Origin of the sequence: Candidatus Methanoperedens sp., from assembly GCA_027460525.1 — an archaeon.
Taxonomy (GTDB): Archaea; Halobacteriota; Methanosarcinia; order Methanosarcinales; family Methanoperedenaceae; genus Methanoperedens.
On record JAPZAS010000032.1, the window covers coordinates 60,035 to 85,621 of the forward strand.

Below are 25,587 nucleotides of genomic sequence, written 5' to 3' on the forward strand. Positions count from 1 at the left end.
AAAATGGCAGGCGAAGCAATAACCCAGTTGATATTCTTCATAGGCGCCATCGTGGTAGCCGTGGGTGTCATCGGCGTGCTAACAACCAACGTGCACTCCATCACAGCGTCCTACGGCATGAGCAGCCAGACGCTGGCTGACCAGTTAAAGACCGATATCACCATAATCAATGACCCTGCGGCGATTCCCTACGATACGAATCTTGACAATTACAGTTTCTTTGTAAAAAATACAGGGAAAAATACCCTTGATCCCACTGCTGTCAGCATGTTCATTGACGGAAATTATGTAAATACAACAAAAAAATGGACTATCATGGACAACACAAGCAGTTCCCTCTGGTACCCCACCCAAGTGCTGAGGCTGAATTACACATATAGTCCAAGCCCATATCCATCGCCTGGATCTCATACAGTACGCGTGGTTGCACAAAACGGCGTATCCGATACACTCCCTTTTACGACTTGATATTTATGAGCGCAGGTATTCGTTCCTTTGAATTAAAACGCGATGAAGTGTGCAGCAGACTGGGTGGAGGCTTTCCGTCAGGCTCCATAATAGTGATAGAAGGTGGCAACGGGAGCGGAAAAAGCACTGTCTGCCAGCGGCTTGCATACGGGCTGATGGAGAATGGCTCCTCGGTGACCTATGTTTCAACCCAGTTGACAACCAAGGGTTTTATCAACCAGATGTATTCGCTTAACTACAAAGTAGCCAGTTTTTTGTTAAAAAAGAAACTGCTCTACATCCCTGTCCTTTCCCTGATAGGTCCTACGCCGGCAAGAACGGATTTCATTGAACGGTTAAGAAGCGGAAAAGAACTTTTCGATAACGATGTAATAATAATAGACACCATATCATCCCTCATCAAACACAGCGCAAATGTAAAAAAAAGTCTTGAACTTATATCGTTTTTCAAAAAATTGACCGGAATAAAGAAGACTATTATCCTCTCGATTGACCCTTCTGAGCTGGAACCTGAGATACTTTCGGAATTTGCTGGTGGAAGCGACGTAAACCTTTCTTTGAAGGTGAGCACGCTCGGCAGCAGCATCAAGAGAACGATCATAGTAAATAAATTTACCGGGGCTTCTGCTTCAGTTGAAAGTATGATCGGTTTCAGGATTGAATCAAACGTGGGTCTGGTTGTTGAAATCGCATCCGTGTCGTGATGGAAATGAACGAAACACTTGATGATGCACTAAAGCGCAACCCTCATCTTTCAGAATATCTTAACGAACTCCAAAGAAATAATAAAGCAATCCCTTCATTTGTCATCCAGATTCCCAGAGAGATGGCGCTTGAAAAAACGCCCAACATAATATACCCTGTGGGAGACCCGATATTCGTACATATCCATGGCGAATCCGGAAAGGAGATTACATATACTGCCATCGAACCGCGCCTGAAGCCGGATAAAATCGCTAAATACAACCTTATTGTTGAAAAAGTCCTTGAGAAAGGGCTTAAAAATAAAACTCCTGTTTCAAAAGAGAATCTGAAAAAGATTCTACTAACGATTCTCGACGAGACAATAAAAGTAGGACCGATCGGAAAAAAATTATCCGGGGTTTCTGCGATTCCGGTCACGAAAGAAGAATACGACGATTTCAGCTATCTTATAGTAAGGGACATTATTGATTCAGGACCAGTTGAAGCCACAATACGTGACCCGTATCTTGAGGATATACACTGCGTTGGCTTAAATCCGGTATCGCTTGTGCATAAGACATTCGGGAATATCACATCCAATATACGGTTTGACTCAAAGCAATCGCTTGATAACTGGCTGCGAACCATGAGCGAACGTATAGGGAGACCTATAGGCGACGCAAATCCAATAGCAGGCGGGACTCTCCCCAGCGGTTCACGTATCGCCATCGCTTACAGCGACGATATAAGCAGGCGTGGAAGTTCATTCACTGTTCGAAAATTCACAAAAACCCCTCTCTCCATAACCCAGCTCATCAAATGGGGGACATTTAGTTCCGAAGAAGCAGCATATCTCTGGCTCTGTCTGGAAAATGGCATGAGCGTATTTATGTGCGGGGAAACAGCCAGCGGCAAAACGGCTGCTTTGAATGCCACGCTCATATTCATAGACCCCAAAGCCAAGATATACAGCGCAGAAGATGCCACCGAAGTCACCCCTCCGCATGATGTATGGCAGCAGCTTGCCACAAAAGAGGATGGAGCAGAGGAATCACAGGTTCACATGTTTACCCTCCTTAAGGCAGCACTTCGCTCGCGTCCCAATTATATTATAGTAGGTGAGATACGGGGCGTGGAGGGTGCAGTGGCATTTCAGGCAATGCAGACAGGTCATCCTGTTATGGCAACGTTCCATGCATCATCGGTAAAAAGGATGATACAGAGGTTTATAGGCAACCCGATAAACGTCCCGGTCACGTTCATAGATAACCTCAACGTATGCGTGGTACTTCATGCCATGTACAGGAACGGCATGCTGATAAGACGTATAACGGCAGTGGAAGAACTTGAAGGGTACTACGAAGAAGCCGGCGGCGTGATAACGCGAGCCGTTTTCGAATGGAATCCTTCAACCGACAAACAGGATTTCAGGGGATTGAATAACAGCTATATCCTCGAAGAAAAGATTGCAGCAAGGCAGGGTTACACGGATAAACGAAAAATCTATGAGGAACTTGCAACCAGGGCAAGGATTCTTGATGCGATGGTTGAAAACGGGGTATTCGATTTTATGAAGACGTTTGAAATCGTGAAAGCATACCGGGAAAAAGGTCTTGAAGGGATTCCTTTTGCAGTTTGAGGCACCATGACACTTGAAGAGGCTGTCAAAAATAATCCCCATCTTGGGAAATACCTCCGTGAATTCCAGGAAAAAAACGGCACGATACCAGAGTTTGTTCCGCAGCTCTCAAGGGATATAGATAAGAAAAACGTTAATGCGATTTATCCTGTGGGAGACCCGATTTTCATTCATATTTACGGAACCCCAAAAGCCCCTGCTATTTATTATTCGATAGAACCTGAGATGACAGAGGTCGAAAAAAGCAAATATGAAGAAATTTTAGGCATAATTCTGAAAAAAACACCGCAAGAACCTGCAGCAGAAAACTCGGAAAAACTCAGAGAACATTTCAGGAGGCTTCTTGAAAAAATAACTGTTATAGGAGAAAATATAAGAGACAAGGAGAAAGTTGCATTAACAGAAGAGCAGTTTAAAAAAATCAAATATTTTATCGACAGGAATGTAGTAGGTCACGGTATAATCGAACCCATTATTCGCGACCCTTATCTCGAAGATATTAATAATATAGGCAAGCAAAATATATTCGTGGTGCATAAAATTTTTGGCATGATGGAGACGAACATTTTTTTTCCGTCGGATGATGAACTTGATGAATGGATGAGGGTGATGAGTGAGCGCATTGGAAGACCTGTGAGTGATTTCAGACCAATCGCGGATGGCGCTTTGCCCGACGGTTCCCGTATCAATATAATCTACAGCCGCGAAGTAAGCAGGCGTGGCAGCTCGTTTACCATGAGAAAGTTCAATGCCATTCCAACAAGCGTGACGCAGCTCATAAAATGGGGCAGCATCAGTGCAGAGATAGGGGCTTACCTCTGGCTTTGTCTTGAAAACGGCATGAACGTCTTCGTGAGTGGTGAGACAGCCAGTGGAAAGACAACGGCACTTAATTCCATACTGCCCTTTATAGATTCAAAGGGCAAAATATACAGCGTCGAGGACACAGCCGAGGTCATTTCCCCGCAGGCAGTGTGGCAGCAGATGATTACCCGTGAGACAGGTCCGAAAAATTCGCAGGTGGATATGTTCTCGCTGCTGAAGCTGGCTCTTCGGTCGCGTCCTACTTACGTAATCGTAGGTGAAATCAGGGGCGTAGAGGGAGCGGTGGCATTCCAGGCGATGCAGGCTGGTAATTCTGTCATGGCAACATTCCACGCCTCGTCTGTAAAGAAACTCATCCAGAGAATTACAGGCGACCCCATTAAGGTGCCTGTTACTTTCATCGATAACCTGAACGTGGTGCTAATCCTGCAGGCAGTTTACAGGCAGGGCGTGTTTCTGCGCAGATGCATCTCGGTTGAGGAAATAGAAGGGTATCAGGAAGAATCAAAGGGCGTTGTAACAAGAGCGGTTTTCCAGTACGACCCTATCCATGATAAGCATCATTTCAGGGGATTGAACAACAGCTACATCCTTGAAAATCTCGTGGCTCAAAAACTTGGATATACTGATAAAAAAAAGATTTACAAAGTGCTTGAAATCAGGGCAAAAGTGCTTGAAAAAATGGCAGAGCTGAACATAACTGATTATTATAAAGTAAAAGATATAATATGGGCTTTCGAAAGAAACGGAGTTGATGGGCTTCCTTTTGTACTATAGGTGAACAATGTTAAAAAAAGCATTCGAATGTATGGACATGACCCAGGAGCAATACACGAAGAAGTTTGCTCTGCCTATTGCAGGTATGGGTGTTCTTTTCCCGCTCATCATGCTTCTAGTTGCACCAAGCCTTGTATCAGGCATATTCCTGTACGTGCTTTTACTTGTTCCCGTGATCTGTATAGGACTTGTAATTTTTTATCCCCTTTCCGTGATGGGTGCCAAGAAAAGTGAGATTGACCTGAACATGCATTATTATATCACGCATATGGGCGTGCTGGCAGCATCCAATATGGCAAGGAAGGAGGTTATTCATCATCTTTCCATGCATGAAGCGTACGGCTATCTTGCCACGGAAACAGGTAAGATTTATTCATTGATGAACGACTGGAATCTCAGCCTTGCCCAGGCTTGCAGGTTTATTGCGAAAAGAACACCCTCAGCGATTTTTGCGGATTTTCTCGATAGACTGGCGCATTCTGTCGAAGCGGGAGAGGCCTTTGACGAATTTGTATGGACGGAACAGAAAGTCGTGATGAATGAATTCGACACCATGTATAAGAAATCCCTCGGTGAAATCTCAATGACAAAAGAGATATTCGTTGCAATGATGACCGCACTCATCTTCCTTACATCGATCTCACTGATAATGCCTGTAATAACTGGTATGTCGCCGCTTATTCTCATGGGGGGCTCTATTGTGACATTCCTTGGGGCTGAAGGGGTTATTGTGTATGTCATGAAAACGAAGGCGCCAAAAGATAAAATCTGGCACACACTTAATATCGAAACAGAGGCAGAAAGGGTTATCCGTATGTCTTTTCCGATTTCTATAATCGGAACCACAGTTCTGTCAGTCGTATTATTGCTCTTTGGGGGAGGACTCCCGGTTACCATAATGATTGCAATAGCCCTATCTCCCCTTGCCATAACAGGGTACTATGCCAGAAGGGAGGAAGAATCGATAAAAAGAAAAGATGATAATTTTTCTCAATTCGTGCGTGCCCTCGGCTCAACTTCGGGAGCAAGAGGCGGTATTATCCGCGAATCGCTCCGCAACCTGACCTACCATGATTTTGGTCCCCTCACTCCTGAGGTCAATGATTTATACAAACGGCTTGAGACAAGAATCAATAAATATATGTCCTGGAATTATTTTGCAGCAGGTACGGGCAGCAACCTCATCGAGCGGTTCGCCACGATATTTGCAGAAGGAATCGATATGGGAGGGAAACCAGAAGTTATCGGCGAGATAATCGGGGACAACTTTATGCGCATTATATCATTGAGAAAACTTCGTTATTCTCTGGCAACAAGCCTTGTTGGGGAAGTATATGGATTGACAGGCGGAATTGCCTTCACCATGTTTCTCACGCTCGGGATTGTCAAGATGCTTATAAATATATTTTCAGGTACCGACATGCCTGCCGGAATGGCCTCGATTATTTCTCTGTCCGGTGTCGTTGATATAAATCTGCTTGCACTGTTGCTTATGAGCATGATGGTAGGGCACTCTTTGCTATGTGCACTCATGTTAAGGGCTGTGGATGGGGGCAGTGTTTTCAATTCTTATATTCATTTTGTGGGCATGGTATGGCTTTCTGCTATTGCAGCAGAGGTTTCGTTTGCCGCGATGCTCCACATGCTGGGATGAGGAATAAAAATGGTATCAAAACAATTTACAACGCTCAGTATGTTAATGCCTGTAGCGATGTCCATAGGAACGCTGATTTCCGTATACGCATACAAGAACTCATATCAAAGCCTGGCATTGGTAACAATGGCAGGAACCGCACTATTAATTATATTGCTGTTCTACACATATGGCAGAAGCAGAAAAAAGATCAAGTAACCAGGATTTCACTGCTGCGGATAATCTTGTCAATATCCCGCTCAAGTCTTGAAATTATATTCTTATCTATCTTTTTACCTTTTAATTGTTCTATAAACAGGAGGGATTTTGTGTGGTCTTCAGGCAGAAGTTTCCATGTCGGTCTTTCCACATGATAATCTATCCCATTCGCATAATCCATCATTATTGAACTTACTTCTTCGCTTATCCAGCCTATTTCAATATAATATTCAAGTATATCGATTAAGTTATTTCGTCCCACCTTTTCCAAAAGGAATTGGATCCAGTTCAGTAGAATGACCGAGGTCTCAGGCCTGTTATCAAGAACAGCAAGCCTTACGCCCTGATCTTCGCTGTATCGGGATGCTTCTGATGTTTGCTGTTCAAATGCCTTCGCCGCTTGGGGGATTGTAGAAACCCCGGACTTTGGCGATTGCATCCCAGGTTTGATGTGTTCCAGAACCTGCCCTGAAACTTTTTCAACCAAAGCCTCTTCATTTACAGCATTTGACTCCGCCATTTTTTTCAAGTCTTCCATATTGCTTTCAATAGCTTTGAATTTATTATCAAGATCCGTTGTGAGATTTTCTGGTACCTCCGGGGTTTTCTGGCTCAGCTCTTCTACCTTTTTCTCAATATCAGCCAGCTTTTCAACCATTGGGTTCTCTTTATTATCCAAAAAGGGGTTCACAGTACTGGACACGACTTCATACAGCGACAATAATTCCAGGACAGTTTCATCCATCTTGTCCAGCCTTGCCTTAAAATCGTCTATGCCTTTTTTTCCTGACGATACAGCTTGTTCCAGCTTGCTGAACTGTGACTCGATGTTCTTTACCGCTTCTGCATTGGCTTTTATCTGCTCTGATTTTGAATTTATCATCTCTTCGATTTTTTTGGTAAGCTCTTCGGGGGTTTTTTTAAGCTCCTCCCTGAGCTTTTCTATTACATCCTGGGATAAGTCGCCACCCTTCGTCTCAGGTGCCACCGAAGCTTTTTTTAGCCTCTCAAGTTTTTTAATAAGAGACACTTCGGGCATTGCCAATCCAAATTTTCCCGACAAGTCTTTAAACATAGATTTCCTTAACCTTCTCTTAAATAGGTTATAATTATCATCATGAGATATAATATTATGGGTTTACTATTTAATATTTATTATTATATATTTATTTGGTGTATATATACTCTATCCGTTTTGAGGTTTAAATTCGGATATTGCATCCATTTTGCCAGTACAAACAAGAAAAAGTTTAAACCAATAGAATTCAATTATGAGCATAATGAGCATAAAAATTGTAATATGTTTCATAATAATCGGTATCCTCCCAATTGCATCTGCCAGCACAACAGATAATGTCTGGGTTGCCAAAAACTCTGGATTTATCAAATCCAACCAATCAATATCCTTTGAGAATTATCTCATAAAATCACAAACATTAGATAATACAAAAGCCGCCGTGACCGTTTACAGAGGCGGGAATCCGATAGAAACGAGAGAGTTTTATGTAAACGATTTCAATAAATACGATACCATCGGAATAACCCTGCTTGGAATTAAGGGGGATTATTCGTGGATAGCAATCAGTAAACCTGAAAATGAAAACATCTGGAGTCCGTTAGCTAAAACGGTGTTGAAATGGGGCGAGGCATACTCAATCGAAAATTATACTTTCAATATCGACACCCTTGGTAGCGATTCGGTTAACCTTATAGTATCAAACAACAGCATGACTGAAACAAATGCTTTTTCAAATAATGGCTCAAAAGACTACGGGGACCTAAGGTTTGTTGTCAGAGATATAAACAGAACAGGTTCTATAGAGCTTGAATTCTTTACAAATAAGGCTCCTGCCATTCAAGCTGAGGTTGTAACGGATAAGAATGAATATTTTCCGGATGAAACCATTCCTGTTACAATAAAAATAGCGAGCGATGCTGCCCAGAATATAGTGGGCGTAACTCTGCAAAGCAACCTGAACGCTGAAATCCTGCCAGATAGTTTCGCAGCAACAGGTTTTAACGGTACACAGTCCTTCCATTCACAAATAACTAAGCTGCCTGCTGATTCCACACTTACCGTCACTGCAAAAATCGAGACACGGGATTATTACAACAATGCCCAGGTAATCACAGCGAGCAAGGATGTATTCATCACACCCGAGCTCTCGGTAATAAAACGAGCCCCGACTGATACGGATGACGAAAACGTCACGGTGGAACTCTATGTTCATAATTCAGGATCGAATAATAAATCAATACATGTCCACGACTCGGTACCGGACGAACTTGCGGCAAAAAAACTGGACTGGGATGTCGAACTTGGGCCCAAGAATTCCACAACTATTACGTATTATGTAACACCGCAAAGACCTGGATTGTATTTTCTTCCCGCTGCAACTGCACAGTGGGATGGTGGATCATCCACTTCTAAAAAAGTGGGAATGACAATGCATATGCCCTACATAAGTATGACTAAAACAGCAGTGAACAATGGCAGCCAGACAGAGGTTAAACTTGTTATAAGCAATACAGGTGACAGGAAAGCGAGCGTGAGTGTATCTGATAACATTCCTGATGGTTATCCGGTTGCCAGTGGGATAACAACGATGTCGGGTTTTGTTGATGGGGGTGGAAGTGCTACCATCACGTATTCCTTGAAGGGTAATATCGAAAAACTTCCAGCAGCAGATGCAACATATCGGGATATTCGCGGCGTCGTAAGACAAGCACAATCAAATATTGTTGAACCCGGAGCAAAAGGAATTAATGCTAATATGGAGAAAAAAGAAGAAGCATCAACTTTAAATTCCGGGCAGTATGAGATAATGTCGTTTATGATTACATCGTTCATTGCGATTGCAGGAATTATCGCAGGCGCGGCGCTGATTGTATATTTATTAGCCACAGTTAAAAGGAGGAAATAATATGGATATTGCTTCAATTATAATATTTTTTATATATGTTATTTTAATTTTAATGATTCTGGTATACATCTCACCTATACTTTCTTTACTCGTGCTTATGCTTGTCCCTGTGGCTTCGGTCTATCTCCTGCCCGGCCTGACAATAGCGTTCTTTAAACAGCAGGAATTCTCATTTGTAGGTATATCCATACAGAATCTCCACATCCTGCTTTTAATCTGGTCTGCAATTATCGGAGTAGTTGCTTCTACCGAGATCGTATCCTGGTACCTTTTAAAAGAGGAAAAACCCGCACCAATGGTCAAGAAGCCAGAAGTGCTGGAAAAACCAGTTGCTGCATCTGTACCTTTAAAACCCGGTGAAGCACAAAAATCAGTAAAGAGTAAAGTAGAGAATCTCTTGCTTAAACTCGGGAAAATTATGAGCGGAAGAAAGAGCTAATGATAGTCCTCATGTCCGATCTCCACAGGCTCGCATTCAGCGCATTCGCATTGTAACGTGGTATGCAATATCCTGAACCTATCCTTTGCCATCCTGCTGATTTTGCTTATTAATATCTCCGTCTGCTGAACATGTATCCTGTCCACGAGAACATGGGCGCTCATGGCATGGATATTCGAACAGATGCTCCAGATATGGATATCATGTGCGCCTTTGATTCCTTCAATTTCCATCATGGCCTTCGCCAGTGTATCTGCATCAACATGCTTTGGCGCGAATTCGAGCAGGATGCGCGCCGAGCCGAATACGAGTTTGAATGCACCGTAAAACAGCATCGCACCGATTAAAATACTAAGCACAGGGTCGACAACACTTTTTCCAGTGAAAATGATAATTACTGCGCCTGCTATCACTGCCACTGAAGCGAGAGCATCGCCAATTACATGCAGGTATGCCGCCTTGATATTGAGATCATGATGCCCGTGCAACTTTAAAGCCGCCCATGTATTGACAATCAATCCTATGGTGGCTATAACCAGCACTTGAACGCCATTTACAGTCGGCGGTTTCAATATCCTCCCATAAGCTTCATAGAAGATGAAAAATGCAATCCCGATGATCGTCAATCCATTGATCATTGCAGCAAAAATCTCAAATCTGTGGTAGCCGAAAGTCACGTTCCTGTTGGAAGGACGGGTTGATATTTTTAAGGCACCGTATGAAAGAACTAATGCCACCACATCCATAAATACATGGACAGCGTCGGAGAGAAGGGCAAGGCTGCTCGAGATTATCCCGCCTGCGAATTCCAGGATAAAGACGAGTGCGGTGAGGATTATTGCAATCTTCAGATTTTTATGAATTTCTTCCATGGCATCAATCCGTATTTAAATACTGGGTCTTAAGGATTGGGGCATGATAAAATATTTCTATCGGTAAAACCACGTAGAGTTCATGCTCATTGAAGAGATTAAACTTGAAAATGGCAGTGCTCTTGGACTGAAGCTGGATATGCATGCGCCCCAAAAGCCGTTGATGTCTCAGAGGCTGCTAAGAAGCTCGGCATAACGGTCGGCATGCCTGAAAGAGAAGTTCTTAATAAGATGTTTTAATTATGGCTGGCGTCAGCCACTTTGCATACATCCAGCTTCTTGCATATTTCGCAATCTTCTTCGCATGGCTCGATGTGAATTAATATCGAAAGGTTGGGGATTTTCTCCTTGATATCTTTTTCAAGATGGTCGCAGAATTCATGCGCATCCGCAACGTGCTGGTTCTTAGGAACAACAAGATGCAAATCCACATACCTCTCGGCGCCCGACATCCTTGTGCGAAGGTCATGATATTCGGCGTACTGGGAGTAGTGCTCGGAAATTATAGACTTAATGATATTCTCTTCATCATCCGAAAGTTTTACATCCATAATTCCGGATACGGAGCGTTTTGTCAGGTCATACGATGCCTTAAGAATGATGAGCGCAACGATTATTGCCAGAATGGGGTCAAAAATCTCAATACCTGTCAGCTTGATAAGCACAAGACCGATAAAGACACCTACTGAAGTGTACACGTCTGTAGATAAGTGGTAAGCATCTGCTTCAAGGGCTATGGACTCTGCTTTTAGTGCAACCTTCATGATTTTCCTGGAAACAATTAAGTTCGCCACGGCGGATACGCCCATGATAATGATTCCTGTGCCAATGTATCCTTTCAGTAATTTTTCACCACTCATAAAGAGTAATATCTTTTGACCTGCCTCAAACAATATGATTAATGCCGCTATGAAAATAAGAATTGCTTCGATTGTACCCGATACATTTTCAAACTTGCCGTGCCCGAATTTGTGTATCTCGTCAGCAGGTTTTCCGGCCTTTCTCACCGAATAATTGGCAATAACAGCTGCCAGCAGGTCAATGCCTGAATGGAGGGCTTCTGAGAGTACGCTTATCGAGCCCATGAAAAGGCCTGCTGCAAGCTTCATGATAAGTAAAAAAGTATTGGAGTAGATTGAGAGTCTCGCAACCTTGGCTATTTCATGAGATGCTGCAAAATATTTGTTGTTATCAGGCATTTTATCAATCCCCTTATTCCCCGTATTTAAATACGGGGTCGTAAACGGGATATTTTACTTAATCTTAGTGATAGTATAAAGGGATATAGTCCCAGAATTAGTTCATGGGTATTTAACATTTCAAAACCTATTTATCACCGTAATTATTCTAACATATTGAGAGAAAACACAAAAAACGGGATTGAACAAGGTACGTGGATAGAAATGACATCTCTTGCAATAGTCCGGGCAGCTGATTTCCTGAAACTTAATTCGATGCTTCTTGAGATGAACAGGGCTGGCTTGAACTTTGAAGGAAAACCTAAGGAGATAAATCCGGCTTCGATAGAAAAATTATTGTCCTTGGAATCATCTGGCGGAAATGCTGAGGTTTGCGCTTTGGTCTGCCTGAGCCAGGATTATGAATTCTCAAGAAGCAAAGTACAGAGTCATCCACTCATATCAGATGTGCTCATCCTTGATGTCCCGCACAAATTTTTTGAATACTTTGTCAAATTGATACCAGTTCTACCCGATCTTGTAATATCACATGCATATAAACACACGGATTCAAAGGAGAGATCTTCCAGAGTTTATCTTGGAGTTTTTGTGAACAGGAAAGTAGAGGTACAGACAGTTTCCGGATCGACGCATGCAGGGGTTCTTAAACATGCAGATTCATTCGGTGTTCTTTTTGAGCCGTCTGATAGTTCAGATTCTCTTTTTGTTACCTGGCACGATATTAAAAAGATAATAATTCCCAAGGAAGAAAAAAAATTTTAACAGGTACTGAGATAGGTATAAATACAGGGTACATCATTATTAAATATTACTATCCCTAGGAGGTAAAGGTGATAAAGGGAAAAGGGAGAATAATAGCGATACCGCCCTTGAGCAGTTTCAAAGTGCTCATCGAATCAAAAGTAGTTAGCGATTCACAGTTTCCTTTGCCCCTCGAGAAAGGCGCAGAAGTCGATGTTGAAATCGAAACTGAAAAGGTTACATTGAAACGTGTGAAGCAGATATGAAATTTGTGGTATGACTAATAAATAAAAAGGAGGTGACAAAATGGTTGGACTAGAAAGCTCAATGGAGAATGCAGAAAAAGCACAGAAAGTCAAAGTTGGAAAAGAAGACTCCGCAGAGAAACAGAGACAGAATGATTTCTATGCAAAACTGAGAGCCCGAAAGGCAGAGCAGCCCAAGGGTGCACAGTATAAATGACGCTGGAGTCATTTTACACAGGTAGATATGGAGAAGTGTGACACAAAAGTCGTATGAAAGATTCCCTCTTTTGTGCCGCTTCTCTTGATTATTTTTTGAGCACACAAAAGCTTAATATGAACACTACTAATATCATATACAATCATTATAAACGGAGGTGGGAACAATGTGCAGCACATATACCCCGTTCGAAATAAAGCCTGAAGAGCTTGCGGAACTGGGAAGAGCATACGGGATGTACTGGTGCGTATCATGCAAGAAGACTTTCATGAAAAAAGGCGCAACAGAATGCCCCAACTGCGGCTCAACGAAAATAAAACCGAGGGCACCATAAGTTATATTGCAATAATATTTTTCTCGATCAACCCGGTCAAAAAGTTTTTACATTTAAATTCTGCATCGGGATAGGTCGTCTGATACTTTTGTTTAATTGTATCAACTATTTCAGATAAATTTAATTTCCCATTGCAATTATCAAGTATAAATTTTGCAAAATCCGTTATAGTAAATATCCTGTTTTATTGGTATCAAACAGCACATTTACCCTTTCGTTCTGCAACGATTTTTCCAGAAAACTTCCCGACATCATTGCATGAATTATCTGTGCAAGGTTGAAATTGAATGTACCCACAAATATCCCACATTCAGCACAGGATGGAGTTCATTATTCTCTGGATTTACAAGGCGGTGATTCTTCAATTGTTTCGTTTGTATCCTGTCAATCAGCAGAGCAAGCTCCAGGACTTTATTCTTAGAGTTCTTGTAATTACTCCAGAGAGAAAAATCCCTGTAATTGAAAGTTCATTATAGAATTCCTGAATTATCTCATCGGTATCCTTTTTTGACATGCCCTGTGATACCTCATAATCGTACTCAACAGTGCCATTATTGAACATTTCGAGCCAATCACCGCAAGCTTTATGTGACTTAATAATGATTTCATGTTAAGTGATTCCCATGGCAAATAAAAACCCTAAATACGTTGGCGAAGAATTTGTTGAAGAGGAAGATGTCGTTGAGGGGAAGGGAAACGATGTTGAGGGATTGTACGACCTGGTTTTACCCCCGGGAGTTCCTCATAAACTAATCCTTGAAGCCATAGATAAATTTAATTTAGAAGTTACCTCTCGAAGATGCGTTTTAAAAACTATCGACGTAGAACCGGAAAATCTTCTGGTACTGCGCGGAGAGCTGGAGTCGGTGAACAGCGCGCATGATTATATTTATAAGAAAATGAGTGAGAAATATAATTATAAGAAATAATTATTTCAATAATACCTATTAAGCCTTAAGACTCTTATAAAGCTCAATCTTTAATAAATAGTAGGGGAATTTTTAACCCCCATACTTCCGTATAATATTAAAACAGGCGCTCTCTGCCAATAGGTCTTGTGGCGCCAGTTCCGCCGCAATTAGTGCATGGTATGTCATGCATTAAATAACCTCTTCCCTTGCACCACTGGCACTTCCGTGATGAATCAACAACTTCTACTTTTCCTTTTCCGTCGCAGACAATACATGCCTTGCCAAAATGTTTCCCTGTCCCATCACAAAATGCACATTTCACTTCACCTGGTACTTTGGGTGTTCTTACTTTTGCTTCTGCCATATTAAATCACATCACCATGAATATCAAACTATAATATATGTTTTTCCGTTTAATCCCGATATCCCAAAAAAATAAGAAAAGTAGGCATGAAGCCTACTTATAGATTTACTTTGCTGGGATAACGAACGCTCTCTCGCCGGCGCAGCGGTCCCACTCTCTGAGTGCCGCCTTGCCAAAGCATCCTCTTGGATCCGCGAAGTCAAAGTTGACTAACTCATCTGCGAAGCAGGTTTTGACCAGCGGGTTCACACAGAATGCATCCTTCTTCCCGGCGTGTGCTGCCTGAACTACTGCGGTATATCCACCCTGATGTCCTACGTTCATTGCGTAGTTGGGGTAGTTAGCGCCTCTGAGTTCTCCTATGCAGCCCTCGTCGCTTCCGATCGAGAACACGTTGGTTGCACCGCACTGATCCTGCAGGTCATACCCGTAGAATCCGAGTCTTCCGTGTGCCTCTTTGTGGAGGTACATGCTCAGATACCATGCTGATAGACCGGCATTGCTGTGTCCGGTTGCCAGTGCTGTTGCGCCGCCTGATGCCATTGCTACGGCTGTTGCTCTCAGTGAACCACCGAAATGGTCTTCCAGTGTTGTCGGGTACTTCTCGTATGCTTCAAGACTGTACAGTGTTGTTTCTGTAGCGATATCTTTTACAGTTTCAATGGTGGCTTTTGCCTTTGCATGACCGCCGTATTTCTTTGATGCATATTCGTCGCCCCAGTACAGGAAGTCGTCAAGGATATCGTTGCAGTATGCTGGTAATGCATACATTGTGAATCCGACGCCGCCTGACATGTAGCCGCCGAGCCAGATCTGGTCATACAGCATTGTTGCTGCACTTGCTACCTGGAGAACGACGTTCACCGGGTCATCGGATTTTCTGCTTGTCTGGACGATATCTGCCATATGACCGAAGGACAATCCTCCGGGCTCATTTGGTCCCCTTGCTCTGCGTGCCGGGATCATATCACCCATTTCGACAAGTCCTGCGTGCTTGGCTGTGAATGCAAGTTCACCGACTGCCGCTTCACCGGCGCACATGTGATATGCGCTGATAAAGGTCATACCGACCTGCATTGCCATCCAGCGGCTTGTGCCTGGTCCGTCCTCAGTCCTTGTGACTATGGTCGGGATATGCACTGCCTGCCATGATGTCTTGCCTATTCCTGCCTTGATCTGCTTTGCCTGGTTTTCAGGGAACTCGTTATCGATATTGATAACGAACTGCTTGTCGATTTCATCCTGCAGGGATTCGTCGCCTGTGAATACTTTCACATAGCAGTCATCCACTAATGCCGGGTGTGTCTCGACCATGTGTTCCTGAACGATAGCTGCGCCGGGCATGGCGTGGTTTAAGACTTCAAGATAGTAGTTGATGGTCTCAGGAGTAACTTCCTTGCCCAATCTCTTCTCAAGCGTCTCGTGTGCCAGGTCAAGTCCTACGACGCATGTTCTCCTTATGTCGTCCCATTCCTGCTGCATTGCAGCATTGTTGACGAAGTGGAGATCGTCACCGTCGCATACGATATCTGTTCCAGATATTGTATACGGGGTCAACTGTCTCTGACCCATGGGGATACCGGCAAGATGCAACTTTGGATCATATGCCTGCAATCCTCTCTTCTTGGTGATTGCCGCTCCGCACTTGGTCATCTCTACCTTTCTTGGGTTCTGCGTATAGCCCAATCTAAGGTATTTGGTCTTCTTGTCGGTTATTTTGCTCTTTGCTGTGGAGCCGCATTTATTGGATCCCCATTCTTTTGCGTACTTTGTTTCCATTGATTTCTTAAATCTTGGTTCTGCCATTTTGAATCACCTCATGCCTTTGGCTGGAAGCCATATCTGGTTCTTAACTCCCAGACTCTCTGTACGTGCTCGACTACTTCCTTGTCGCTTCTGAAGGGTACATTGTCCACTCTATAGAAGGTGGTTCTCTTGGCAGCTTCGGACTCACTCATTGGCTTTCCAAGGTTGACCTTTCTGTCGATTGGTACACCAACCTGGTCCTTGTCCATTACGATAACGCCGCCTTCGAGTCTGCGCCTGTCCAGCATATCGAACATTACGCCGTCTTCCTGCAATCTGAGCGAGTGCCCGTGAACTGTACAGCCTCTCATGCCTGCAAGACCCCAGTCTGTCATTTCGGTCTCGCACTGCCTCTTAGCGTACTCTTCAAGGTCTCTCTCTCTCATTTCGTTAACCTGTCTGCCTGACAGTGTGCCTGGGTCAACTCCTCTGAAGTTGATTGCTGCATGGTACGATCTCCAGTATGGTGTAGATGGAGCATTGTACATGGAGTCAGCGAACTGTACGTATCTGACTCTGTCGCCTGCTGCTGCGCCAGGGGTTGGTTCTACAACCTCTCTTACGGGGTCATCAGGTTCGCCCATTTCCGACAGTGGTGGATGGGTGCTTGGGAAGTCAGAACCTGGTGCTCTGTGTCCCATAATTGCGGTTAAGTCCTCATCTGAGACATCACGCAGTTTCTCTACGTCATCTGACATGTGTTTTCTTCTATTCTTGGCAACTGAGGTATTGCCAGGGTAGTATTGTGGTTTATAAGCCATATTTTTTCCTCCTTATTATTTTGAATCGGTTCTTTCTACTTCCGGGGATAAACTCATGGTTTTTCCTCTGTTTTAACGATACAGAGGTTTGTTTCCGCTTTTGCATGCGGGTCGATTAAGCCGAGCATTCGTTCATCCTCAAGATTGATTGTTTCATCAGTCTTGCTTTTGAACCCATACTTGCCGTAATCGGTCAAAGTTGGTCTTCTCTTTATGAAGTGCCCACGTTTGAATTCAAAGGGGAAGGGAAGCGCTCGCTCACACGCACATTTAACCTCCTCCATGGCACTTTCATTCTCCACCTCGACTATAATCTCTCCGACTATGATATGCAATTCGAATGCACAATCCCCTACATGAATTATCTCCATATCGGGGTGGTTAACATCTGCACCCGTTCCAGGTCCGAATGTGACCTTTCTGGGCAGATTTTTCCCATTTAACAGCATTCTTATTACACCCTTGACCTGATCAATCTCGTTTAAGACTTTTTCAGCTGTCTCTGGTTGTAACAATCGCTGCGGAAATACTTTTACCTGGATGGGTTTACCCGTGACTGAAGCAGTTTTTACCATTCAATTCTCCTTATACGGCCTCCGCGATAGCATTTATCGGCTCTCTGAACTCGTCTACTGAGCTGAAGACGTCTCCTACTAACTGAGAGGTCTTTGCAGGGCTGTAGATCTGTACACCTGCGTCAAGCGCAACTGCTGCTGCTACGCATGGTACACCAAGTCCCTTTGAGTGCCTTGTGGTTACGTGGTTGCCGTTGAATGTTCCAGGTCCTCCGCCTCCATATATGGAGTGTGAGAAGAAGGAGAATCCGACTGCAACACCTTCTACCTTACCGAAGTCGCATCCTGGCAGTGAGGTCTCTTTCTCGATGATGTCATTGAAGTACAGCAATACTGCTGATACCGACTGTGGAGCTCTCATTGCACCGCAGTTAATGAGTGTTGCTACCATTGTGCCTGCTGCACAGTACGCGTTCCACTTTCCGACATCATTGGTCTTGTAGGTAGTATAGCCAGATGCAAATTTCTTATCTGCGCTTATTACCTTATCTGCAATTGCCTTTTCGACGCATGCATGGACAGCTGAACCGATGGTACCGGTCTTGCCCAGCGACTTTGTTGTGCCGTAAACCATGTTGTTTGCGTTCAAGCCCTGGTGCGAGTACGCCAGTAATCTATGCCTCTCCTGTATGCCGATTGCATCTCCCATTTCAAAGACGCCCACGGTCTCGAGGGTCGAGCACAGTGCTGCTGTGTTCATAGCATTGAACTTGCAGGTTGCTGCAAGGTGGTTTGCCATGACGTTTCGCAAGGTATAACCAAAGCCTTCATCTTTCTGCGGGATTTCGACGATTGATTTTACGTTTCCACCCACCATATCCAGTGTCTGCGGGTACTGTCCCCAGACTGCGGACTTGACGGTCGGTGAATCGAACATTCCGACATTGAACTGGTTGATTATTGCCTGTGTTACCGCTGATGCTGAGCAGGTTAATGATGATACATACTCTGCTGCTACATCGATTCTTGCAGATGGTACCTGGACGATTAACTGCTTGCCACCGTTCAATGAATTTACAACGGTGTCGTCGCCACTCTCTATCTTCACCAGATCGGCAACGGCGGCCTGAATCTTCGCTGCGTTCTTTACTATATCCAGTTTCAGTTCTCTTCCCAGAATCTTTCTGCCTTTGCCACCCAGTGTTCCGGTAGCTAAGCCTTTCTCGATTCCGGCCAAGTCAACGGCTGCTGTTCGCTTTATACCGGTGACTATTTTCTTGATAGCGGCATTTCTCATCGGGCTAATTTCATTTATGTTTACGCCTGATTTGAGTTTTGCTCCTCTGTCGCTATATAGGTCTATTGTGTCAGCCACGTTTATTTACCTCCTATTTGTATATTCCAAGAAATTGCTCACTTGGAAGCGATACAACAAACGAGCGACGCAAGGCGATAGAGTATAGAACCCAAAATAAGATGCTTACGTTCTATTTAATTCCCCTATCACATTGTTTTTTATTGTATCGAACAACCATTACAATCCCTTGTACACCCTACCAATTCCTTTAAACTACTTAAAGCTTACGAATCATTCATGATAATACATTATAAAATAAACACGTATAAAAAACTGCGGCGATGCATCAGGAATTTAATTTATAAATATAAATCTATAATTTATATTTTATCCACCACTTTCTACACTGACATCGCTCATTTCTGTTGGAGCAGCTTCCTTCTCCTTTTCTAATTTTTCGCCAACTTCCTCACGAGTGAATGTTTTTTCTCCAATTTCCTTTTCTTCGACTTCCTTTATCACTGTAAGAACCTCGGGTTTATAATACAGATTAGTCTTATCTACAAGTGCCCATGTGCCTTCCTCATCTGACATGATTTCGGTTATATTACCTTTCGTGCCTGTAGGCGCATAGAGTACCGACTTCCCTACGTGTAAAGGACTGCCTCCCGAATCAAATATCGGTGTTTCACTCATCAATTCATATTAGTACTGATACCCCTTAATTCTTGCGGTTTTCAGCATGAAATAGCTTTATCGATAGGTTTAATAGCGATTATCCACTACTGGAAAAGAACCGGGCCCGTGGTCTAGTTGGTTATGACGTCGCCTTGACATGGCGGAGATCCGGAGTTCGAATCTCCGCGGGCCCATTTAATACCCGCCTGACTTTAGGAAATCGTCAGCAAGATTTTTCCGGATATTTAGCCTGCTATCGTCAACAACCTCGGTGATTTTAAGGATTTTCTGGGCTCTTCGCTGCTCAGGCGGGCAAGCGCATTCGTAAATATAATGCAGGTAACCGGTCTTAAAATTCTCAACCGTGTTCAGATGGGTATAAGGTGTATTGCATGCATGGCAGATTCCCACCTCTGGAATAAGTTCACTGCAGAGCGGACATTCATGTACCATGATTTCCACGATTTTATTGTCGGTATTCAGGGCGGTGAGTTTAAATTCTTTCTTTTTTTTGGGTTCGTCCAAGAACATCACCTTAAAACGAATAAAATAAAAAAAATAAAGTTAAACTATATCGCAGGATATTGATTAGAAAAGTTACTGGCTTTTCTTCTTCTTTTCGCGTCTTTTCCGGATTCTTTCCATTTCTGCTGGACCGATTACTCCGCCCATGATTATCACCTTTAATTTTATAGTGAATATTGTCTTATATACTTTTCCGGATAGTAAGACCGCAGACAATACTATGAAAGCATTGGATAAAGATGTTACGTTTGAAGATAGCATGTTTAAGAAGTGGTATGAAACTGATTTAGCGAACAATAAGAACACGGCAAACGCGCTCGCTGCATCTTTACACAGTGTGGCGGGCGCAATAACGATTTTTTTATCTTCTATACCAAAGCTTACCTTATCGCCTGGATTAAGTCCGAGAGCATCGATTAACGCTCTTAGAATCACGGTAAAGTAGCTTCCGTTTGCGAACTGGAGTTTTCTGTTTACCATATAGTCTATTAAGAATCCCATACTATTTATATATTACTAACTAAATAAAAGTGCTTGAATTTTAGATTAAAAAATTCAAGTGGTTTTAAGACTGTTTTAAAGAAATAGAATAAAATTCAAGTGGTTTTTAGAAAAGCTTTAAGTTAAGTTTCACTATTATAATCTAATATGAAATCTAATGAGAATAAATCTATAAAAACCCAGATTAAAATTATTTTATCACTATTAGATGGCTCTAATAAACCACAAAGACAAATAGCCAAAGAGATAGAAAAAGAAGAATCTACCGTTTCAAAAGCATTAAGATATTTGGAGAAAGATAAAGTGGTTGCCGTCGCTCCACAAATAATCAATAGCGGAAGGCGTAATAAAGGAATGTATAAAAACAACCTGTGTCGTCTTTCCTATGAAGTCGATAGCGGTTTTTATGTTTTGAATTTTTTTAGAAGTGTTTTTGCTCAAAAAACATTTTCCAAACAGGAAGAGAACGAGCTTCTAAATACCTTACAAAAAAACGATAAGATTCTTGAAATGCTGGTTAAAAAGCAGGACTGGCTAATTGATTACGAAAAGGCGAGACAGAAGAGTGAACCGAAACCCATCGATTGCGACATGTGTTTGAGAGATTTACCAGAACCGTGCCCCTCTGGGTGCCCTTCTGGCGGGGATGAGCAGCAACGACAGTCCTGTTTAAAATTTAGGAAAGAAAATCCTAAATATATCGTTCCCACCTACCAAGAATTCGAGAAATCGAAAGCCGAATTAGAGAAAAACCTCAATGAAATGAATGAAGCACTAAAAAACGAATTGAAAAACAAATTTAAAAATCGACTCAGAATGTCTCCTTATTTTTTTAAGGCATGCTTGACCAACACCCACGAAGAGTTAGAAGAACAGCTTACAAAAATATATAATTTAACAGTGGATGCACATCTTGAAAAGCATCCTCTCTCTATTTTCTCTCTCGGCTTTCTCGAAGATGCGCCCGAAGTAAGGACATGGGTTTTTTTTGACAAGATTTTCGAGATATGTGTGGTTCATGATATTATGGAAAACGAAGCATCTGAAGAAGCAAAAAAGGATGTTTTAGAAATGAACAGGCACAAAGCTAATGTTTTGGAGGATATAGAATGCCTTGGTATAAGGACGTATTACGAAGACCCTGACTTCTTAAAATCCATGTATGAACAAGAATGGGCAATGCGCAATCCAAAGCTTAAGTCTGTAAGGCTTAAGTCTGTAAGAAATAAGCCCGAATAGGCATTACTTCTTCGCTTCTACGCCCACGCTGGACGCACCCTTAAGAATATCCAAAAGCTTTGGCTCCCACTTCATCAATTCCATGAACTCAAGCATCAGCCCCGTATCTTCCTGCATGCATAGATGTTTTCTGCATGTGAAGGTTAATTTAATATGACATAACAGCCATGAATAAAAACAATGCAGAAATGCTATAACGTAATGGTGACTGGAAAAGTCCAGGATATTGGTTTAAGAAGCCTTATAGAAGACATTGCAAGGCTGCTTGACCTTAAAGGGTTTGCCTTTAACGACCCTGACGGTAGCGTCAAAATGGTTTGTTGTGGAGACTCCAGCGAAATCAGCAACTTTTTAAAAGAAATACAAATCAGAGGGGAGCAAAAGGGCGCATTAATCGAGGACATTAAAAAAGAAGAAATCCCTTATCATATTTATCTTCCGCAGAGGTTCATAAGGTTATACACCGACGAGCTTGCTGACACCAATAGGAAGCTGGACGTTGGGATTGGCATACTAAAAGACATCAAAAGCGATACTTCGGCTCTTCCAGAAATTAACTCCAAGTTTGATTCTTTTATTACTGAGCAGAGAGAGCACAACCAAGGGATGAAAGAGCACAACCAGCGTCTTGAGAAAATCCTCGAAAAATTAGCTGAAAGATAAAAACAAGCATCCTTTTTTCAATTAAAATCGAAACGAAATTAATAAAATGATTTTTAAATATCTCAGATATTTTCATAAGAAAAGAAAAATTATAAATGCTCCGATTACCTTATTTTAACATTCTAAAAATCAACAATAATACAAAATTTATTTATACCTTTAATCAATAAGAATTCATCATAGATAAAATTAACTGAACACGGAATCTCACCACGGAGACAGAGGGAAAGAGATTGGCACCCCGTGCCTCAGCACCTCTGTGGTTTATCAAAACAAGCAAAATACAGGCATTCATTGCGTGGAATCACAGGTATATCCATGCTGCCCTCGATAAATCTAACCGGCGCATCCCTGATGAGCACCGCTGGCGTGCTCTCATCCGCCTCGCCCATTATTATCTGCGCCGCAGAAACAAGGTTATCTGCAGTGGCCCGGCGAGTGATCAATAAAGGTTTCCCGAAAAGGTCTTTTCTTCCTCTCACATCCTCCACAGGCTCCATGCCTGCGCATGCCAGCGCTATGCCCACGCATCCCAGGCGCAGCGGCTGCGTCCTGCTATCACCGATGATAACGACAATGTTGCAATTGTATTCCGCCATCAGCTTCTCCCTGATTTCAATGGCGCTCTTTTTTGGGTTTTCAGGAAGCAGCACCACGTGCCCCTCGGGCGCATTGGAATTATCTATCCCCGCGCTTGGCGAGAGCACGCCTTTGGTAATGGTTACAACCACGCCCGGAATCCCTCCGAGTATCTCATCGGATTCCTGAATTATTAATTCCATTTTTCTCGGATCATTTTCAAAAAGCTTTGAGAGTTCAATCGCTTTTTTGCCGGGCCTAATATCTTCAAGTTTGACAACACGTTTTTCTGCACTTGCAACTGCAGATTCTGCAAGCACTATTATATCGTTATCCTGCAATCTTTTGCCGGCAAAGCCAATTGCATCTATTAAAACCCCTGCAATATCATCACCCGGTTTTATGAGAGGTGTTTTTATGCCGATTACTTGCATTTGTACACCTCTTTCATTATTTTTATGGCACAGAAATCTCCGCACATGGTACACGGTCCCTCCTCTGGCGCCAGCACCCTTGCCTTTTCGCTGTCGATAGCATACATTAGCTGCCCATCCCAATCAAGTTCTGCTCTTTTTGCTGCAAGGTTCCTATCCCTTTCATTCAGCCCGTATTTTATAGAATCACCTATATGCGCAGCTATCTTAAAAGCTATAAGCCCTTCCCTTACCTGTTCAGGACCAGGGAGACCGAGGTGCTCGGACGGCGTGATATAGCAGAGGTAATCCGCGCCGGCTCCGCTTGCCATGCTTGCACCCACGCAACCAGCGATATGGTCGTATCCTACTGCCACGTCAGTGGGTAAAGGACCCGCGACGAAAAGCGGAAAATCCGACATCCGCTTATGGAACCTGACATACTCGGTTATCCTGTCGGCACGTACATGTCCTCCAATTCCTTCAATAATTGCCTGCACACCTTCCTCATGTGCCCGTTTTGCAAGTTCCACGTTCTGTCTTATTTCCTCTATCTGCGCCTTATCCCGCGTATCGTGGATGCATCCGCTTCGCATGGTGTTTCCAAGCGAGAGGACGATATCGTATTTTTTCAGTATTTTTAATATCTCATCAAAGTTCTCGATGAACGGATTTTCGCACCTGTTGAGCATCATGTAAGCGCTTGTTATCGACCCGCCTTTGGATACTATGCCCATTATCCTTTTCCTTTTTTTCAGCATTCCAAGCGTTTTATTATCTATGCAGTGGAGTACAAAAGAACTCACACCTTTTTTAGCTTGCTTTCTTATATTCTTGATAATGTCCTTCTCATCCATATTCTCAAGACCTTTTTCGGCTGCGGTCTGGTAGATGGGTACAGTGGTAATTGGAAGCGTCGTATTTTCAAGTATTCTTCGCCGTATTCCTGTGATATATCCACCCATTGAGAGGTCGGTTATGGTATCAGCCCCGTACTTTTCCGCAATTTGGGCTTTCTTTACTTCCTCGTCAGGACTGATCTTTAATGAGGAGGTGCCTATATTGACGTTCACTTTTGTTGCAAGACCTCTGCCTATGCCAACCGGTTTTTCTCCCCTGCCCATGATAACCACACTTCCACTTACAATTCGTTCAAGCAAAATCCCGATCTTGATATTCTCGACTTTCGCAACCGTTTCCATCTGCGCCGTTACATTACCATCCTTCGCCTGCTCTACCTGCGTTTTCATATAATACCTGCCATTTCAAGTATTGCCTTTGTATTTTCATGATTTCCGATTGGCATAATATGTATGCCGCCGCACATGTCGCGCAGTTCTTCGATTAACCCTGCTGCAATTTCCATCCCGGCGACTTTGGGATTCCTTGCAGTCTGCATTTTGTGGATTATATCCTCAGGGATTTTGATACCTGCTATATTTTTATTAAGAAATCTTGCACTTTTTTCCGATTTTAATGGAATTATGCCAGCTATTATTCTGCTTCGTCTAAATCCAATATCACTGATTTCAGCCACAAACATGGAAAAGCTGCCTGCGTCAAAAACAGCCTGAGTCTGGATAAACCGTGCACCCATCTTTATTTTTTTTTTAAGTTTGATAAGTGCAAGCTCGTTTGTTTCCATATTCGCAACCGCACCGGCACATAAATCCGTCCTGCTCTCTAATCTATTACCTGAAAAATCATACCCGCGATTTAATTTTTGAATCAATCCAAGAAGCTGCACCGAATCCATATCATACACAGGCTTTGCGCCTTCATGGTCACCCTTTGCAGGATGGTCTCCTGACATTACCAGTATATTGTTTATTCCAAGCGCACAGGCTCCAAGAAGTTCTGACTGGAGCGCAAGCCTGTTCCGGTCCCTGCAGGTCAGGTGCATTATGGTTTCATATCCTTCTTGCCCAAGGATACAGCATGCTACCAGCGGGCTCATTCTCATTACAGCCCTCTGGTTATCGGTGATATTGACAGCATCCACGACGTCTTTTATAAAGCTTGCGTCTTTCAGCATCATTTCTGTATCCGTCCCTTTTGGTGGGCTTATCTCGGCTGTGATTACGAATTTTCCTGAGCGAATTTTTTCACTGAAGCCCAA

At 43.0% G+C, this 25,587-nt stretch carries 30 protein-coding genes and 1 tRNA gene; 16 read left to right on the plus strand and 15 right to left on the minus strand.

The window, feature by feature from the left end; genetic code table 11:
* Positions 1–3: 3 nt before the first annotated feature.
* Genes O8C68_11265 through O8C68_11290 form a run of 6 tightly spaced genes read left to right on the plus strand, consistent with a single transcriptional unit; the run spans position 4 to position 6,245 of the window.
* A complete protein-coding gene (locus O8C68_11265) occupies positions 4–468 on the plus strand; it encodes a flagellar protein G (GenBank protein MCZ7396371.1) in 465 nt (154 codons plus the stop codon).
* Between the two features lie 5 nt (positions 469–473).
* Positions 474–1,172: an ATPase gene (locus O8C68_11270; protein MCZ7396372.1), complete on the plus strand. Its 699-nt coding sequence runs from the start codon at positions 474–476 to the stop codon at positions 1,170–1,172.
* Positions 1,173–1,177: 5 nt separating this feature from the next.
* A complete protein-coding gene (locus O8C68_11275; protein MCZ7396373.1) occupies positions 1,178–2,791 on the plus strand; it encodes a type II/IV secretion system ATPase subunit in 1,614 nt (537 codons plus the stop codon).
* 6 nt (positions 2,792–2,797) lie between these two features.
* Positions 2,798–4,393 (plus strand): type II/IV secretion system ATPase subunit, encoded by a 1,596-nt coding sequence (locus tag O8C68_11280; protein ID MCZ7396374.1) that lies wholly within the window; start codon positions 2,798–2,800, stop codon positions 4,391–4,393.
* A gap of 7 nt (positions 4,394–4,400) precedes the next feature.
* On the plus strand, positions 4,401–6,047 hold the full coding sequence (gene flaJ / locus O8C68_11285) for an archaellar assembly protein FlaJ (GenBank protein ID MCZ7396375.1): 1,647 nt from the start codon (positions 4,401–4,403) through the stop codon (positions 6,045–6,047).
* A 9-nt stretch (positions 6,048–6,056) separates the two neighbouring features.
* On the plus strand, positions 6,057–6,245 hold the full coding sequence (locus O8C68_11290) for a hypothetical protein (protein ID MCZ7396376.1): 189 nt from the start codon (positions 6,057–6,059) through the stop codon (positions 6,243–6,245).
* On the opposite strand, the gene O8C68_11295 is transcribed toward O8C68_11290, so the two are convergent.
* Positions 6,238–7,320 (minus strand): hypothetical protein, encoded by a 1,083-nt coding sequence (locus O8C68_11295; GenBank protein MCZ7396377.1) that lies wholly within the window; start codon positions 7,318–7,320, stop codon positions 6,238–6,240. The genes O8C68_11290 and O8C68_11295 overlap by 8 nt on opposite strands.
* Before the next feature lie 205 nt (positions 7,321–7,525).
* On the opposite strand from O8C68_11295, the gene O8C68_11300 reads away from it, so the two are divergent.
* Entirely contained in the window at positions 7,526–9,169 is a 1,644-nt protein-coding gene (locus tag O8C68_11300) for a hypothetical protein (GenBank protein MCZ7396378.1), read from the plus strand.
* 1 nt (position 9,170) lies between these two features.
* On the plus strand, positions 9,171–9,608 hold the full coding sequence (locus tag O8C68_11305) for a hypothetical protein (protein MCZ7396379.1): 438 nt from the start codon (positions 9,171–9,173) through the stop codon (positions 9,606–9,608).
* Here O8C68_11305 and O8C68_11310 read toward each other — a convergent pair.
* Together O8C68_11310 and O8C68_11315 are read right to left on the minus strand one after the other, a co-directional pair.
* The gene (locus O8C68_11310) at positions 9,605–10,480 is read right to left on the minus strand and encodes a cation diffusion facilitator family transporter (GenBank protein MCZ7396380.1); all 876 of its coding nucleotides are present in this window, start codon (positions 10,478–10,480) and stop codon (positions 9,605–9,607) included. The genes O8C68_11305 and O8C68_11310 overlap by 4 nt on opposite strands.
* Before the next feature lie 236 nt (positions 10,481–10,716).
* The gene (locus tag O8C68_11315) at positions 10,717–11,679 is read right to left on the minus strand and encodes a cation diffusion facilitator family transporter (protein ID MCZ7396381.1); all 963 of its coding nucleotides are present in this window, start codon (positions 11,677–11,679) and stop codon (positions 10,717–10,719) included.
* Positions 11,680–11,835: 156 nt separating this feature from the next.
* On the opposite strand from O8C68_11315, the gene O8C68_11320 reads away from it, so the two are divergent.
* The 4 genes from O8C68_11320 (at position 11,836) to O8C68_11335 (ending at position 13,216) form a co-directional block, all read left to right on the plus strand.
* A complete protein-coding gene (locus O8C68_11320; GenBank protein ID MCZ7396382.1) occupies positions 11,836–12,441 on the plus strand; it encodes a hypothetical protein in 606 nt (201 codons plus the stop codon).
* A gap of 68 nt (positions 12,442–12,509) precedes the next feature.
* Entirely contained in the window at positions 12,510–12,686 is a 177-nt protein-coding gene (locus O8C68_11325) for a hypothetical protein (protein ID MCZ7396383.1), read from the plus strand.
* 40 nt (positions 12,687–12,726) lie between these two features.
* The gene (locus tag O8C68_11330; GenBank protein MCZ7396384.1) at positions 12,727–12,882 is read left to right on the plus strand and encodes a hypothetical protein; all 156 of its coding nucleotides are present in this window, start codon (positions 12,727–12,729) and stop codon (positions 12,880–12,882) included.
* A 166-nt stretch (positions 12,883–13,048) separates the two neighbouring features.
* Positions 13,049–13,216: a hypothetical protein gene (locus O8C68_11335; protein ID MCZ7396385.1), complete on the plus strand. Its 168-nt coding sequence runs from the start codon at positions 13,049–13,051 to the stop codon at positions 13,214–13,216.
* Positions 13,217–13,604: 388 nt separating this feature from the next.
* Here O8C68_11335 and O8C68_11340 read toward each other — a convergent pair whose 3' ends face one another.
* Positions 13,605–13,778, minus strand: a complete 174-nt coding sequence (locus O8C68_11340; protein ID MCZ7396386.1) for a hypothetical protein — start codon at positions 13,776–13,778, stop codon at positions 13,605–13,607.
* Between the two features lie 61 nt (positions 13,779–13,839).
* On the opposite strand from O8C68_11340, the gene O8C68_11345 reads away from it, so the two are divergent.
* A complete protein-coding gene (locus O8C68_11345; protein MCZ7396387.1) occupies positions 13,840–14,145 on the plus strand; it encodes a hypothetical protein in 306 nt (101 codons plus the stop codon).
* Between the two features lie 97 nt (positions 14,146–14,242).
* Here the strand turns inward: O8C68_11345 and O8C68_11350 are convergent, their stop codons facing one another.
* The 6 genes from O8C68_11350 to O8C68_11375 all read right to left on the minus strand — a co-directional run bounded on the left by O8C68_11350 (position 14,243) and on the right by O8C68_11375 (position 19,566).
* Positions 14,243–14,491 carry a hypothetical protein gene (locus O8C68_11350; protein ID MCZ7396388.1) on the minus strand — a complete coding sequence of 83 codons (249 nt, stop codon included), beginning with the start codon at positions 14,489–14,491 and terminating at the stop codon, positions 14,243–14,245.
* Positions 14,492–14,596: 105 nt separating this feature from the next.
* A complete protein-coding gene (mcrA, locus tag O8C68_11355) occupies positions 14,597–16,297 on the minus strand; it encodes a coenzyme-B sulfoethylthiotransferase subunit alpha (protein ID MCZ7396389.1) in 1,701 nt (566 codons plus the stop codon).
* Positions 16,298–16,308: 11 nt separating this feature from the next.
* Entirely contained in the window at positions 16,309–17,058 is a 750-nt protein-coding gene (gene mcrG / locus O8C68_11360) for a coenzyme-B sulfoethylthiotransferase subunit gamma (GenBank protein ID MCZ7396390.1), read from the minus strand.
* Positions 17,059–17,111: 53 nt separating this feature from the next.
* The gene (gene mcrD, locus O8C68_11365) at positions 17,112–17,633 is read right to left on the minus strand and encodes a methyl-coenzyme M reductase operon protein D (GenBank protein MCZ7396391.1); all 522 of its coding nucleotides are present in this window, start codon (positions 17,631–17,633) and stop codon (positions 17,112–17,114) included.
* A gap of 10 nt (positions 17,634–17,643) precedes the next feature.
* Positions 17,644–18,948, minus strand: a complete 1,305-nt coding sequence (gene mcrB, locus O8C68_11370; protein ID MCZ7396392.1) for a coenzyme-B sulfoethylthiotransferase subunit beta — start codon at positions 18,946–18,948, stop codon at positions 17,644–17,646.
* Positions 18,949–19,257: 309 nt separating this feature from the next.
* Positions 19,258–19,566 (minus strand): DUF2098 family protein, encoded by a 309-nt coding sequence (locus O8C68_11375; protein ID MCZ7396393.1) that lies wholly within the window; start codon positions 19,564–19,566, stop codon positions 19,258–19,260.
* Between the two features lie 102 nt (positions 19,567–19,668).
* Here O8C68_11375 and O8C68_11380 point away from each other — a divergent pair.
* Positions 19,669–19,742 (plus strand) — tRNA-Val (locus tag O8C68_11380).
* Between the two features lies 1 nt (position 19,743).
* On the opposite strand, the gene O8C68_11385 is transcribed toward O8C68_11380, so the two are convergent.
* Positions 19,744–20,079 carry a hypothetical protein gene (locus O8C68_11385; protein ID MCZ7396394.1) on the minus strand — a complete coding sequence of 112 codons (336 nt, stop codon included), beginning with the start codon at positions 20,077–20,079 and terminating at the stop codon, positions 19,744–19,746.
* Between the two features lie 66 nt (positions 20,080–20,145).
* The gene (locus O8C68_11390) at positions 20,146–20,553 is read right to left on the minus strand and encodes an AbrB/MazE/SpoVT family DNA-binding domain-containing protein (GenBank protein MCZ7396395.1); all 408 of its coding nucleotides are present in this window, start codon (positions 20,551–20,553) and stop codon (positions 20,146–20,148) included.
* 168 nt (positions 20,554–20,721) lie between these two features.
* Between O8C68_11390 and O8C68_11395 the strand changes: the two genes are divergently transcribed.
* A complete protein-coding gene (locus O8C68_11395; GenBank protein ID MCZ7396396.1) occupies positions 20,722–21,813 on the plus strand; it encodes a hypothetical protein in 1,092 nt (363 codons plus the stop codon).
* Between the two features lie 180 nt (positions 21,814–21,993).
* Positions 21,994–22,476, plus strand: a complete 483-nt coding sequence (locus tag O8C68_11400) for an acylphosphatase (GenBank protein ID MCZ7396397.1) — start codon at positions 21,994–21,996, stop codon at positions 22,474–22,476.
* A 248-nt stretch (positions 22,477–22,724) separates the two neighbouring features.
* Here the strand turns inward: O8C68_11400 and cofE are convergent, their stop codons facing one another.
* The 3 genes from cofE to O8C68_11415 are packed head-to-tail and all read right to left on the minus strand — an operon-like array spanning position 22,725 to position 25,587.
* Positions 22,725–23,489, minus strand: a complete 765-nt coding sequence (gene cofE / locus O8C68_11405) for a coenzyme F420-0:L-glutamate ligase (protein MCZ7396398.1) — start codon at positions 23,487–23,489, stop codon at positions 22,725–22,727.
* Entirely contained in the window at positions 23,480–24,718 is a 1,239-nt protein-coding gene (thiC, locus tag O8C68_11410; protein ID MCZ7396399.1) for a phosphomethylpyrimidine synthase ThiC, read from the minus strand. The genes cofE and thiC overlap by 10 nt, the downstream gene beginning before the upstream one ends.
* Entirely contained in the window at positions 24,715–25,587 is an 873-nt protein-coding gene (locus tag O8C68_11415; protein ID MCZ7396400.1) for a methylenetetrahydrofolate reductase, read from the minus strand. The genes thiC and O8C68_11415 overlap by 4 nt, the downstream gene beginning before the upstream one ends.

Bases quoted from the DNA above. Each gene is read 5' to 3' on its own strand.
- O8C68_11265 (MCZ7396371.1), top strand. From the start codon at position 4: ATGGCAGGCGAAGCAATAACCCAGTTGATATTCTTCATAGGCGCCATC.
- O8C68_11270 (MCZ7396372.1), top strand. From the start codon at position 474: ATGAGCGCAGGTATTCGTTCCTTTGAATTAAAACGCGATGAAGTGTGC.
- O8C68_11275 (MCZ7396373.1), top strand. From the start codon at position 1,178: ATGAACGAAACACTTGATGATGCACTAAAGCGCAACCCTCATCTTTCA.
- O8C68_11280 (MCZ7396374.1), top strand. From the start codon at position 2,798: ATGACACTTGAAGAGGCTGTCAAAAATAATCCCCATCTTGGGAAATAC.
- flaJ (MCZ7396375.1), top strand. From the start codon at position 4,401: ATGTTAAAAAAAGCATTCGAATGTATGGACATGACCCAGGAGCAATAC.
- O8C68_11290 (MCZ7396376.1), top strand. From the start codon at position 6,057: ATGGTATCAAAACAATTTACAACGCTCAGTATGTTAATGCCTGTAGCG.
- O8C68_11295 (MCZ7396377.1), bottom strand. From the start codon at position 7,320: ATGTTTAAAGACTTGTCGGGAAAATTTGGATTGGCAATGCCCGAAGTG.
- O8C68_11300 (MCZ7396378.1), top strand. From the start codon at position 7,526: ATGAGCATAAAAATTGTAATATGTTTCATAATAATCGGTATCCTCCCA.
- O8C68_11305 (MCZ7396379.1), top strand. From the start codon at position 9,171: ATGGATATTGCTTCAATTATAATATTTTTTATATATGTTATTTTAATT.
- O8C68_11310 (MCZ7396380.1), bottom strand. From the start codon at position 10,480: ATGGAAGAAATTCATAAAAATCTGAAGATTGCAATAATCCTCACCGCA.
- O8C68_11315 (MCZ7396381.1), bottom strand. From the start codon at position 11,679: ATGCCTGATAACAACAAATATTTTGCAGCATCTCATGAAATAGCCAAG.
- O8C68_11330 (MCZ7396384.1), top strand. From the start codon at position 12,727: ATGGTTGGACTAGAAAGCTCAATGGAGAATGCAGAAAAAGCACAGAAA.
- O8C68_11335 (MCZ7396385.1), top strand. From the start codon at position 13,049: ATGTGCAGCACATATACCCCGTTCGAAATAAAGCCTGAAGAGCTTGCG.
- O8C68_11340 (MCZ7396386.1), bottom strand. From the start codon at position 13,778: ATGTTCAATAATGGCACTGTTGAGTACGATTATGAGGTATCACAGGGC.
- O8C68_11345 (MCZ7396387.1), top strand. From the start codon at position 13,840: ATGGCAAATAAAAACCCTAAATACGTTGGCGAAGAATTTGTTGAAGAG.
- O8C68_11350 (MCZ7396388.1), bottom strand. From the start codon at position 14,491: ATGGCAGAAGCAAAAGTAAGAACACCCAAAGTACCAGGTGAAGTGAAA.
- mcrA (MCZ7396389.1), bottom strand. From the start codon at position 16,297: ATGGCAGAACCAAGATTTAAGAAATCAATGGAAACAAAGTACGCAAAA.
- mcrG (MCZ7396390.1), bottom strand. From the start codon at position 17,058: ATGGCTTATAAACCACAATACTACCCTGGCAATACCTCAGTTGCCAAG.
- mcrD (MCZ7396391.1), bottom strand. From the start codon at position 17,633: ATGGTAAAAACTGCTTCAGTCACGGGTAAACCCATCCAGGTAAAAGTA.
- O8C68_11375 (MCZ7396393.1), bottom strand. From the start codon at position 19,566: ATGAGTGAAACACCGATATTTGATTCGGGAGGCAGTCCTTTACACGTA.
- O8C68_11385 (MCZ7396394.1), bottom strand. From the start codon at position 20,079: ATGTTCTTGGACGAACCCAAAAAAAAGAAAGAATTTAAACTCACCGCC.
- O8C68_11390 (MCZ7396395.1), bottom strand. From the start codon at position 20,553: ATGGTAAACAGAAAACTCCAGTTCGCAAACGGAAGCTACTTTACCGTG.
- O8C68_11395 (MCZ7396396.1), top strand. From the start codon at position 20,722: ATGAAATCTAATGAGAATAAATCTATAAAAACCCAGATTAAAATTATT.
- O8C68_11400 (MCZ7396397.1), top strand. From the start codon at position 21,994: ATGCAGAAATGCTATAACGTAATGGTGACTGGAAAAGTCCAGGATATT.
- cofE (MCZ7396398.1), bottom strand. From the start codon at position 23,489: ATGCAAGTAATCGGCATAAAAACACCTCTCATAAAACCGGGTGATGAT.
- thiC (MCZ7396399.1), bottom strand. From the start codon at position 24,718: ATGAAAACGCAGGTAGAGCAGGCGAAGGATGGTAATGTAACGGCGCAG.